Source organism: Bacillus sp. S2(2024) (assembly GCF_050474045.1).
GTDB lineage: Bacteria > Bacillota > Bacilli > Bacillales > Bacillaceae_G > Bacillus_A > Bacillus_A yunxiaonensis.
This window is the reverse complement of record NZ_JBFLUS010000003.1, coordinates 1,902,493-1,914,792: the sequence shown is the minus strand read 5'-3', so window position 1 is coordinate 1,914,792 and position 12,300 is coordinate 1,902,493. Positions and strand designations below refer to the sequence as shown.

The 12,300-nt window shown below is 34.3% G+C and carries 12 protein-coding genes and 1 pseudogene; all 13 read right to left on the bottom strand.

What is annotated here, in order from left to right; genetic code table 11:
• Positions 1–36: 36 nt before the first annotated feature.
• On the bottom strand, positions 37–1,545 hold the full coding sequence (locus AB1284_RS09555; RefSeq protein WP_429749870.1) for a long-chain-fatty-acid--CoA ligase: 1,509 nt from the start codon (positions 1,543–1,545) through the stop codon (positions 37–39).
• Positions 1,546–2,276: 731 nt separating this feature from the next.
• Complete coding sequence (locus AB1284_RS09550) at positions 2,277–3,143, bottom strand: SDR family oxidoreductase (RefSeq protein ID WP_429749872.1); 867 nt, start codon at positions 3,141–3,143, stop codon at positions 2,277–2,279.
• Positions 3,140–3,640 (bottom strand): hypothetical protein, encoded by a 501-nt coding sequence (locus AB1284_RS09545; protein ID WP_429749873.1) that lies wholly within the window; start codon positions 3,638–3,640, stop codon positions 3,140–3,142. Before AB1284_RS09545 ends, AB1284_RS09550 begins: the two co-directional genes overlap by 4 nt.
• Positions 3,641–3,772: 132 nt before the next feature.
• Positions 3,773–4,357, bottom strand: a complete 585-nt coding sequence (locus tag AB1284_RS09540) for a MarR family winged helix-turn-helix transcriptional regulator (protein WP_429754309.1) — start codon at positions 4,355–4,357, stop codon at positions 3,773–3,775.
• A 198-nt stretch (positions 4,358–4,555) separates the two neighbouring features.
• A complete protein-coding gene (locus AB1284_RS09535; protein WP_336480581.1) occupies positions 4,556–4,933 on the bottom strand; it encodes an FAS1-like dehydratase domain-containing protein in 378 nt (125 codons plus the stop codon).
• Between the two features lie 166 nt (positions 4,934–5,099).
• Positions 5,100–5,933: an alpha/beta fold hydrolase gene (locus AB1284_RS09530; protein ID WP_429754310.1), complete on the bottom strand. Its 834-nt coding sequence runs from the start codon at positions 5,931–5,933 to the stop codon at positions 5,100–5,102.
• A gap of 325 nt (positions 5,934–6,258) precedes the next feature.
• On the bottom strand, positions 6,259–6,564 hold the full coding sequence (locus AB1284_RS09525; RefSeq protein WP_429749874.1) for a MazG nucleotide pyrophosphohydrolase domain-containing protein: 306 nt from the start codon (positions 6,562–6,564) through the stop codon (positions 6,259–6,261).
• Positions 6,565–6,678: 114 nt separating this feature from the next.
• Positions 6,679–8,370: pseudogene (locus AB1284_RS09520) on the bottom strand (M3 family oligoendopeptidase).
• Positions 8,371–8,385: 15 nt separating this feature from the next.
• Positions 8,386–8,634 carry a hypothetical protein gene (locus AB1284_RS09515; RefSeq protein WP_336480577.1) on the bottom strand — a complete coding sequence of 83 codons (249 nt, stop codon included), beginning with the start codon at positions 8,632–8,634 and terminating at the stop codon, positions 8,386–8,388.
• A gap of 129 nt (positions 8,635–8,763) precedes the next feature.
• On the bottom strand, positions 8,764–9,684 hold the full coding sequence (murB, locus tag AB1284_RS09510; RefSeq protein ID WP_429749876.1) for a UDP-N-acetylmuramate dehydrogenase: 921 nt from the start codon (positions 9,682–9,684) through the stop codon (positions 8,764–8,766).
• A 336-nt stretch (positions 9,685–10,020) separates the two neighbouring features.
• Positions 10,021–10,149, bottom strand: a complete 129-nt coding sequence (locus tag AB1284_RS09505; RefSeq protein ID WP_429749878.1) for a Phr family secreted Rap phosphatase inhibitor — start codon at positions 10,147–10,149, stop codon at positions 10,021–10,023.
• Positions 10,149–11,243: a hypothetical protein gene (locus AB1284_RS09500; RefSeq protein WP_429749880.1), complete on the bottom strand. Its 1,095-nt coding sequence runs from the start codon at positions 11,241–11,243 to the stop codon at positions 10,149–10,151. Before AB1284_RS09500 ends, AB1284_RS09505 begins: the two co-directional genes overlap by 1 nt.
• A gap of 365 nt (positions 11,244–11,608) precedes the next feature.
• Positions 11,609–12,286 carry a hypothetical protein gene (locus AB1284_RS09495; protein WP_429749881.1) on the bottom strand — a complete coding sequence of 226 codons (678 nt, stop codon included), beginning with the start codon at positions 12,284–12,286 and terminating at the stop codon, positions 11,609–11,611.
• Positions 12,287–12,300: the final 14 nt, after the last annotated feature.

Sequence of the window (12,300 nt, the reverse complement as noted above, 5' to 3'; positions counted from 1 at the left end):
CATAATCCTCCTTCAACAATATAGTTAGTTAGTTTCTTACTTAACTTCAATCAATTGTCTTAACTCTCTGCGCAAGATTTTCCCTGTTGCATTTTTAGGTAACTCTTTAGAAAATTCCACTTGTCTAGGAAGCTTGTACTTCACCAGCTTACCCTGACAGAATTGAATAATGTCATTCATAGTGATTTGTTCATCCTTAACTACGACATAAGCTTTTACGTTTTCTCCGTATTCTCCATTGGAAACTCCGATTACGGCTGCCTCTACAACAGCTGGATGTTGATACAGAACTTCCTCCACTTCACGAGGATATACATTGTATCCACCAACAATAATCATATCCTTCTTTCGATCAACGATGTAGATGTATCCTTCTTCATCCATTGTTGCTAGATCACCAGTGTAAAACCATCCATCTATAAAGGCAGCTGCTGTAGCTTCCGGCATCCCCAAATATCCAATCATTACATTTGGCCCTTGAACTACTAATTCTCCGACTTCTCCTCTCGGCAATTCTTTTCCTTCCTCATTGACAATTTTACTCTTGACTCCTGGTATATCTAGACCGATAGATCCTGGCTTGCGGGTTCCATTTAAAGGATTAATAGCAACGAGAGGCGAAGTTTCCGAAAGCCCATACCCTTCCAAGATAAAAACGTTATACTTGTTTTCAAATTTTTGTAGCAGCTCGACTGGAATCGAAGCACCTCCAGAAATACACAAGCGAATGGATGAGAAATCTTCCGCAGTGGATTTAGGAATTTGAAAGATAAAGTTGTACATCGTAGGAACTCCAGCAAACACTGTTGCCTTGTTTTCTCGAATGGTACGGACCACATCAAGAGGGCTGAATTTAGGTATGATCAGGACAGTTGCCCCGCAAGCAATTGGCGCATTCAGGCAAATAGTCATACAAAAAACATGAAACATTGGTAGAACAGATACTACACAATCTTTATCATGGAGTTCAATTAATTCTGAAATGGCATCTGCATTCGAAGCCAAATTCCGATGCGATAACATAGCACCCTTTGGTTTCCCTGTTGTTCCTGATGTGTATAGAATGACTGCAGGATCTTCCTGATCAATAAAAGGACTTAGGCAAACATCATTGCTTGTTTCCATCAGTTGCTCCCATTCCCGATCCTCGGCATCTGTATAAATGACTAGCTTTAGATTTTTCAATTGTCCCTTTACTTCTGATAACTTCGGTTCTACAGATACGTGAGCAATAACCGCTTTAACCTGACTATCCTCTAAAGTGTAATTGATTTCCTCTTTGGTATACATAGGATTCATCGGAACAACAAATGCACCTAGTCGTAAAATGCCATAGTACGTAATGAGAAATTCAGGGCTATTTCCTAATAAAAGGGCCACTCCATCTCCCTTCCCGATTCCTCGGGCAGACAAACCAGCAGCTAATCGATCCACTTGCTGATTTAGTTCTGTATAAGTAACACTTTTATCCCTATAGATATAAGCGATACTATCTGGGAAATTACTTGCACTTCTTTTCAAATTTTCGTCTAAATTATAACTCATTAAATGATTCCCCCCCCTTTTTACTCACGTAGAAGTATTCAAACAGCTACTATTGTGAATATTCAAAATATTATTACAATAAGTATACTCATAAATAATAATTAAATAAAATTAAAGATTTTAATTTGTAAGTAAATATTACTAATATTCAAAAAGGGATGCAGCCATGATGTTGGGAGTCCTTCAGCATATGTGATATGTGGGAAAAATTAAAAGATCATCCTGTATATACTGAAGGGCATATGAAGATTAAAAACGTTATTAGTTGATATAAGAACTATTTTTGACTCTTAAATAACATTTTTCGAAGTTTGTTTAATGCCCCAAAAAACAAAATAGAAAACCAAAAAATCAAGTAATAAACCTAATATTCCAAAACTAAATCGTATTTCTCCGTAATATCCCAACCACTGAGCTGGAATGCCAAATAAAAAATGGGATCCTTCAATTCGAATCCCGATTTAAAGAATGAAAGAAAAAATGATAGTTGTAATGAGACTAAGAAGATATAACACTCTTTTTTCATTTAACAATTTCATATTCTCTCCATGCTGTTAGCTTTTTTACAATTTTACAGATTTTAATCGCAAGGAATATTAAGTATTGATAAAATGCAGGCTTAAATGATTATTCCGACTATAATACTGTTATAACCAGCGTTATTTTTTTCATTATTCCAAAAGGTTAAATGCCATCGACAACTTTTCAGAAAAAATTCTTTAACTCCGCCACTACCGGAAGTTATCTACATATTCACACAGAAAATCGTCTAGTGTGCGGGGCTTTCTACCAAGCAAATGCTTCACAGTGTCAATAGGTTTTTCCGGCAGCGTCACCGACATAGCCTGAATTTCCACAATATGATTTGCGAGCCAAGGAGGCATATGTTCATGTTCGATTAGATTGCGTCGTAATACTTGAGAATCCATGTTAACATAGCGAATTGACCTCCCTAGCAGAACGGATAGTTTACTTGCAATCTGTGGATAGCTGAATACCTCAGAACCGGTAAGTGTGTATACTTTGCCAGTTAACCTACTGTTAGTCAAAGCTTCGGCAGCAACATCTGCAATATCTCGGCAATCAATGAAGTTACATGCGATATCATCCATGGAACCATAGAAAACATCTTGGGCTATAATCGTCGGTGCAAAGCGCAGTAAGTTTTGCATAAACGCATACGGGCGTAACACCGTATGCTTAATACCCGATTTAAACAAAATTCTCTCAATTTCATGATGCCAACCTGCTACTGCCACTGGAGCATTTCGGTCAAAAACTGGACTGGATATCTTTACGATGTGCTCTATTCCGACTTCCGTGGCAATATGAATAATAGAAGTCTCTAATTCAATTTGTCTTGGACTGTTGGACATCGCCAGGAAGAGCTGGCTTGCTCCTGTAAACGCACGGCGCAGCGATTCAGGATCAGTTGCATCAGCCCATGCGATTTCAATAAGTGACTGGTCTAAATCGCCAATCTGCATAAATACCTTCTCAGGATCCCTGCTCAGCGCTCGAACAGGAACACCAAAATTAACTAAACGTTTCAAAAGTGCTCTACCAATTGTACCCGATGCCCCAATAATGACAATCATTTTCTATCCTCTCCTTTGAATGCAAAAATTTTTTTAACATTAAGACGCCATTGCCATGTTATAATTGTGCTCGCAATCATTGCAGATATCGGAAAATCAATCCATACCCGATCGAACCAAATAAAGTGATTAAACGGCTCTAGTAAACAGGATGCCGACCACGCAGCGAACAGTCCAAACATAGTCCCTATTAAAGCAAAAATCCCCACAACAACTAAGTGATTTGCACCGATGATCCAGCGATTATGAATCCATCGGCTTCGTAACCAAAGGCCAAGCATCCAGGCTACTATGGCTGATGTCCCTCCAATCGTTGTTAGTGCTCCAATCTGTAGACCCTTGTCGGCAGTAATCAATCCCCCAACCCCTGCCATGATGGCAGGGGCAACATAAGCCATCAACACTTCACGCCACAATACAAAAGGCTTTACATTGGAACCCACATTCGTAATAGCATATACACCTTCTGTTTTATCCGGATATTTCATGTTCCTCATATATTCACCTCCTTTCTTTTTTTGAAATCATTTAGCAATCTATTCATATCATATAATTAGGAACCTAACTATATGAAGGTGAAAATAGGCTAGCTTTACTAGCCCTTTCTAGCTGTTGTTCATAAGTTTTTTCTATTCGTCTAGTTCATCCGTAAGTGCTGAGATGCCTTCTGTCACTCGGCCAAGCAGGTCAAGAAATACACTGCGCTCCTCGATACTAAGTAAGCCGACCATAGCTTCTAGCCTTGCGAAATGCTCTGGAGCCATTTCACGAAGCTTCTTCGCTCCTTGCTCTGTTAAAATGACCGATTTTTGACGCCCATCTTTTGAGCTAGGTCGACGGGATACGAGGCCATCTCGCTCAAGGGTATCAATTAGACCTGTCACTGTAGCACGTGTCACACCTAAATGTTCAGCTAATTGCGAAGGTAATGCTTCTCCTTCGTTATCTTCAAGGTCTGCCAGTAAACGATAGCGTCCTGTTGATAAACCAAATCTGGAGAAATGAATCTCCGTAGCATGTCCAAGCTTAGTTCCTGCTGCCATTAGCCTAACTGCAACGAGAACAGCTTGGGCGTCAATATCTAAATTATAACGATCAATTTGACGCTTAGATTGTATAAGTGTAGGAACCGCATCATTGTAATTTATTATTTTAGTATCGGAACCAGCAGGCGGATCAATATAAACATCTTCCGTTTTTTCCGAATCTTTCATATTGCTCATGTATGTACCTTCTTTCTTCTTTTAAATCATTAAGCAGTTACTTTCAGTACATATAATTAGCGGGCTAATTATATGGTGATGAAAATGGGCTAGCTTTACTAGCCCGCATTATAATCATATATATAGTATGGCACCTAATCATTTTTTATGTCAACAAGTTTTATTAACATATTTTCAATTTTAAAATGTTCAGTCTCGAATGATTCCATGACTTGATCCTAGCATTACTTCTTTCCCATTTTGATTGCGATATACTGACTTTATTTCTACCCTTTTAAAACCTTCCATTTGTTCAACATTTGTAAGAGTTATTTCGCATGTAATGGTATCTCCAGTAAAAACAGGTCGAATAAATTCAGTTACCATTTCTCTTGCGATGTAATTTACATCACCACCAATTTTCGTTCCTATACTTGCAGTTAATAAACCTTGTACCATTAAACGACCTTTTTCATCATACTCAATATGATGCCTACCTTGGTCACCTGAAAAACTTCCGAACTGTAAAACATCTTCTTTAGTAAAAGTTCTTTCCCATGTAAAAACGTCACCTGTTTTAATAATCATATTCCCCTCCTTATTTTTGAATATTCTGTATTTTTATTTTAGCACAAAAATGAATGAATGACCATTCGTTTTTAATAGTTTCACTACATTGCATACATTAATTTAATAAGAAAAAATCCTGCATGAAACAGGATTTTTAATCATTTCTTTTACGAATTATTAATCTTTATTCAAAAGCCACAATGTTTTCTTCTACTCTATTTAACCACTCGTTTATTAATGAATGGAATAAAACATCCTGCTCAATCTGCAAGTTATGTCCTGCCTTATCTAAAACAGCAAAAGTAGCTCGAGGGAATTTATCAAGAATCTTCCAGGCGTCCTTGTATCCTGTTACTGAATCCTGTTTGCCCAATAAAAAGAGACTTGGTTTTTCATACAGGGATAGCTGATTATCTACATCAAATGAAAAAGCATATTGCTTCTGTATTTTTGTTAAAAATGCCTCATCTGCTATTTTAATCCCCGATATAATCTCTTCAAGATAACGTTGCCAATTATTTTCGTTAAGCTCTACAAAATTCAAGCTGAAATTCTCACATTCCTCCGTACTTAACTGAGATAAAAACTTTTCATCTCGGTAAATGACAGTATGCAGAGGAAGCTGTCTCTTGTTTATATCCGGAATAATCATAGGACAAATAAATGCTGCGCCATCTATTTTTTCTTTTCTTTTGGATATAACTCCTCTTGTTATGTATCCACCATATGATTCACCTGCAATTAAGAAAGACTCGTTTGGAATAATCGTATCGATGAATTTTAAAACAAGATCTAACATTCCATCTGAGTTTTGAATAGATTCGTTCCCCTTCGTTTGTCCCATTCCTGGTAAATCAATATAAATTCGTTTCCAACCTTTTCTTTGTACAAAAACAGGTTCCATGCATCCTAACATTAGTCTATGATCAGGAGAAAAACCATGAAGCATGATAATTGGTTTTCCGGAACCATACATCTCATAATGAACTTTTACATCCCCTATTACGCATTCCATAATAATCCACTCCGAATTTTCAGTATTTTTAATACTATAATAGAATAAAAGTTCTAACTTTCAAAATATTAGGCTCATACTTCTTATTATTAGTTAAAGAACATTTTTATCTCTTTACATCTCGCATGTAGTTTGCATAATGTATTTATATAGTATACGTTTCTTATTAACTACTTGCAAAAACGTTTCTAAAAGCTGTTTTATTTCTTCTATAGAACATCCTTGACTAGACACCTCATACATACCATTAGCTTTCGTGCTATATTTGTGATCATAATTTTCAAAGTGCCCATAATAAAGTGAATGAAAATATAGAAACGAACTGTTTTTATACATCCCAATGTCTATATTTATTTACCTCACTCTTTTTTCTAAATGTATCTTCTAAGTCAATATCGAGTTTGTTAGCAAGATCAAAAAGATTCCACACCACATCGTATATTTCAAAACCTAACTGTTCCTTTAGTTCATTAATATTATCAGAATCCGGCTTGGAAGAGATTTTTAAGACTTCTTGAGCGACCTCTCCAATTTCTGTAACCAAAAATAAGGTTCTTTCTTCAATCGTTGAGTTCTCAAAACCTTTATTTTTACTAAACTCTCTAACCTCTCTTTGTAATGCAGATATTTTCACTTTGCCAACCCTCCCTATTTTGAAACTATTCAAAATCTGTTTTGGAATTTAACTGTTCTTCTTGTACTAGCTAATAATAGAACATTTATTGTAAATTGAATCCTCAACATCTTATTACTCTTCTTCAAATAACTTCAACTCTTTCTCCACAAACTCCATTAACTCTTTAATCGTTTGCGACGAAAAATCAAAACGAATGCCTGCTGCTTCATACACTTCTTTTACTGATCTTGTACTTCCTAAAGATAGCGCCTTTTTATAATTAATTAAAGCTTGTTTTCGATTCTCTTTATATTGTTTATACATCTGTAAGGCACCTATTTGTGCAATTGCGTACTCAATATAGTAAAAAGGAACTTCAAAAATATGTAAAATAGACAACCATTTTGTCGCTAACCAGTTTTCATAACCTTCCCAGCTCACAAAGTTAGAGTCATATGTTCTTGCAAGTTCTTGAAACTTTTCCTTTCTTTCCACATGCGTATGATTTGGATTTTCATACATCCAATGCTGAAATTGATCAACTACGATAATAATAGGTAAATACTCTACCATTAACCTAAGCTGCTCACGCTTTGCCCTGTTAAAATCAGCTTTATTTGTATAGAATGTATCCCAATACTCCATTGTCAGGAGTTCCATTGTTGTACTCGCCAATTCTGCTGATTCCATCGGTACATTTCGATATTGTTGAATTTCGATATCTTTTATAAGCTCATTATGAATGCAATGACCCATTTCATGTAAAAGCACCACTACATCATCTTGGGTGTTGCAACAATTCATAAAAATAAATGATTGTTTAGAAGTAGGTAAGTATTCACAAAAACCACCTGGAGCTTTCCCTTTACGGCTCTCTAAATCTAAGTGATTATTCTCATTCATCTCCTGCAGTAATGCTGAAAAACGCGGATCAACATTTTCTAAAATATGAAAACTTCCTTTTACTAGCTCGTCTACACTTTGTACCGGCTGTAACGGTTTCTCATTTGTCGGAACAGCTCTTACATCCCAAGGTCTAAAAGTATTTACTCCCAAAGTTTTTTGTTGTTTTTCTTGAAATTTCTTCTGTAACGGGATAACATACTGACGCATTGCTTCTGCTAATTCAAAACAGTCTGCTGCTGTATAATCAAAGCGTTCATATTTTTTAAACATGTAGTCACGATAATTTTGTAAACCTACATTTCGAGATTTTTGATGTCGCAACGCAATTAACTTATCCATAATGAGTTGCAGATCCTCTTCTACCGATAATACGCTTTCTTGAATAAGAGTCATCGCATTTTTTCTAACAGTACGCTCAGAATCTTGAAGATACACCTGCATGTCGCTTAACGGCTTTTCTTCTCCTTCCCACATTACTGTTAAGTTACCTGTAATCTAGAAATACTTTGTTACTAACTCATCCTCTTCAATTTCTAAAGCTATATTTTTCTCATTGAACAAACTAATCGCATTTTCTATTTTTTTATTCAGTAAACCGAAATATTCAGGATCTAGTTGCAAACGAAATGGAGATTCATAGTATTTATTATCTATTAAGCTTTTGTAGTGTTTCACTAATGGCTGCATATGTTTTTGATCAAAATCATATGCTTCTTTCACTTGTTGGTTATAAGTGTTGCATTGAAATTGAATATAATGTTGTTTTAGTTGTTCATCCACTTCATCTAACAATCTAGACTGATGCCGCAACCAATCCTCAAGTTCCTTGCTACTTTGAATTTGTGCTTGTAGCAACTCTTCAAATTGCGATTGTAACACTCTCAAATCACTAATAACGAAATATTCAGTATTATCCATGTGCAAGACGCCCTTTCATACAATATTCTTCGCAACAAGTTTCAAATGCTCGGCAGGAATAATTTGTTTCACTGTTTCCTGTAAATCCTCTGCCATCACTTCTTCAATATGTTCCAAAGCTACTTCTAATATACTGCATTCCATTGTTTCAATATTAAGTAAAGAATAATGGTCATTTTTCTTAATCACTAAATATCTATGATTTTCTGTCACTAGCAAAGCACCCAACTGAATTCCTAGTACTCTGTTATCTTCAAAATTCATGTACAATCCTCCCATCTATAAGTATTTTACAATAAAAGGATATTGGAAGATACAAAAAATAAATAGATGTTTTACTACTACTAATTATCCTAAATAAAAAACACCTCTCATTTCGAGAGGTGTTTACTATTAAGATACTAAATCTTCTCCAATAATTTTTACTTCTGTTTCTAATTCTACGTTAAATTTAGATTTGACCGCTTCCTGCACATATCGGATAAGTTTTATATAATCACTCGCTGTAGCTTCTTCTATATTCACCATAAATCCAGCATGCTTAGTGGATACTTGGGCACCTCCTATTTGTTTTCCTTGTAAGCCACTATCTTGAATTAACTTCCCAGCAAACATACCTGGAGGGCGTTTAAAAACACTGCCACAAGAAGGATATTCTAATGGTTGTTTTGATTCGCGCAAAAATGTCAATTCATCCATTTTTTCTTTGATTTTATTGTATTCACCTTCTTGTAAATCAAATGTCGCTTCTAACACAAGATATCCTTTTCTAGAAATGGCACTGCTTCTGTATTCTAATTCTAAATCATTTGGATTTAAATTAAGAATTTCACCATCTCTAGTTAAAACTAATACACTTTCAATAACATGTGATACTTCGCCACCATATGCTCCCGCATTCATATATACTGCTCCGCCAACTGTTCCTGGAATGCCACAAGCAAACTCTAATCCAGTTAGATGATTTTTCAATGCAAATCTAGAAGTATCAATAATAGTTGCTCCGCTTTGAACAATTATCTTATTATCTTTCAATGCGATATTAGTTAATTTAGTTAAATTCAGAACAATCCCTCTAATACCGCCATCTTTAATAATTAAGTTTGAACCATTACCTAAAATAGTAAAATCAATATTATTTTGATTTGCATATTTTATTACATCTTGTACCTCTTGATACGTAGTAGGTAAAACAAAATAATCCGCATTTCCACCCGTTTTAGTGAAAGTGTATCGTTTTAACGGTTCATCTTTTTTAACTTTATTATCATCTAATATGTTCAATAAGTCGTTGTATACTTTATCCATTTTCATAACCTCTTTACTAAGAATCTTTCCTAGTCCATTATAATGTATTTAGTTTCAAAAAAACACAATAATAAAAACTACCTATTTATAAAATAGATAGTTTTCACTTTGTTGAAAAAGTCATTTGTCAACAAATAAACGACTTTTTCTATAAACTTCACTTCTCTAAATTTTGGTTTTCACTGGTCAAAAGTTACTTATTTTTGAATAAAACACCATGTTTTATCCTGAAAAATCATTTAAATTTACAACAAAATTGTTAAAAATTCACTTGACGGATTTGTTTTTCAACAGTATGAAAAACAGCAACATTTAATGTTGCTGTTTTTGGGGATTTATAACTTACCAAGTATCAGCATGGCTATATTGAATAATTTGAGTTGCTTGTTCTGATTGTGAAGGGAATGTTAATCCGAAAGATAAAATTGCAAAAAGAGATAGTCCCATTATAATTCCTGTAAGTCTTTTCATTATTTTAACGCTCCTTTTTCAAAAGTTTTTTCTTTAGCTTGGTGACTAAGATAAAAGTATTCACTTGCCTTATAATGATTATCTTCCTCATAAAACTTAATTGCTAATTTTTCAGTGTATTCTTGGGTATAGTTGAATAACTTTTCTTTATCAAAATACGGAATCACTTTAAGGATGGTTTCCTCAAGAATTTCAGCTGTTACACCTTTATTCATTAGTTCTAAAATTGAAAAATGATATTGATACTCTTGGTTTTCTATTTGTCTACAAATTGTTAGTCCTCTTTTAATTAGTTCTTCAGCAATGTTTAATTCTCCTAGCTTAAAGTGTTCTCTTGCTTCGAGAAAAATAGCTTTAAAGTGATTAGGAATCTTATGAGTAACTTCGGATAAATGGCGAATAGCCAATGTAGATAAATTTTGACTGGCATATAAAAATCCTAAATTACTACGTACTCTTAAAACCAATAAATCTTCATTTTGTTTGCGTAAGATATTTATTGCTGAATTAAAGCTTTCTTCTGCTTGTGGGAACTGTTTTATATCAACACACGCTGCACCAAAAATGTTATCACAAGCTGCTGTATTATTTTCATAACCAGCCTGTTTAGAAAAGATTTCTCTAGCTTTCATTACATGTTTAATTGCTTCTAATGGTTGGTAAGTATGAAGATAAAAATTAGCGATACGATAATTAAATTCAGCCTTCTCAAGCTCATCTAGTACATGTTTTAGTAAAGCTTCAGCTTTTTCATAATAATCTCTAGCTTCATTATTATTTGTTAGAATTGTTGCGTGTATAGCTTTAAAGAAATGATAATAATAGGATAGGGAGTCATCTGTTTGGTTATATAATGAGTCGATTCGTTCAAAGCTTGCCGGAGTAATACTCATACTATCAACTAATACTTTGAAGCGGAAATCAAGAAGTGAGTAATAAAATAATAAATTTGTATCTTCTTTAAGATCTCTCATCAATTCATCAATTTCTATTTTTAATTGTTGTGCTTTTTGGGTATGTTGAGCACGAATTTCTTGATACCAGGTATTTAATAAGTTTGTAAGCTTCTCATTTCCTATAAGCTTGATATTCATAATATCCCCCTTTTCTTCTTTTGTATATTCATATTATCAGAAAAATAACAAAATAAGGTGGTAATCTAATTTTATAAAAAATTATCTGAATATTCAATGTTTAATAGAGGTGAATATTAGTTCTTAGAACAGCAATTTCAATAATTCCATATTTCGAGGATTTTCTTTTTAAAATTGATAAGTTCATACCAAAAACGCTATTCTTTCCTATAATTCTACAGAAAGAATAGCGTTTTTTTCATTTGATGAAAGTTTGTTTTATTAGCTTGATAGCGGTGTGGCGGAACCCCATACTCTATCCCTTCACTTCATCATGCTACTTTTAAAAGTTGTTCCTCTATCTTTCAAAAGGCCTTTATTCTTTACTAGTTCATAACTCTTATCTCTCCTAAATTAGCTGTTAAATTAAATTTATAAAGTTGTTCTCCTGATAATACAGCATCTATTGCACACTTTCTAACCCCGCGTTTGTTTATTTGGACATTAGCCTTTGGTGGAATCTTAATATAAGCACCAGCTGCACCACATGAACAGTTCAAATCTCCACCTATCTCATTCATTTCCAAATTAATCTTCCCTGAAATAGACTTAACATTAGTATGCTGAATTTTTCTTAATAAACGTATATCTGCAGGACGACTCCCAATCTTTAAATCTAAAGAATCACATAAGACATCATTTACAACCAACTTTGCAGTCTTCGTGTTAACTTGTATTTTTTTACCTTGAAGGCCCTCAAGAGTCAGTTCACCAAGATCTTGATTAATAGCTAGGTATTCCATCATCTCTTCTGGAATACCTATATCTAAATAAACTGATTTTGGAAATCCAATCATAAGAATTGGAGTAATGCGAACTTCTTGTTTTAGAATTAGTCGATTCGCTAGTTGTTCTATCTCTATCCCCTTACAATGTCGTCCTAATGATCCATTAATAACTAATTTTGTTCCTTTTATTGCATGACAAAAAACAATTCCTCCTTTAATTTGAATTTCTATTTTAGTTCTTTCATTTAGCTCAACTGTTTCCTGATAGTTACTCATTGATCTCCCTCCTA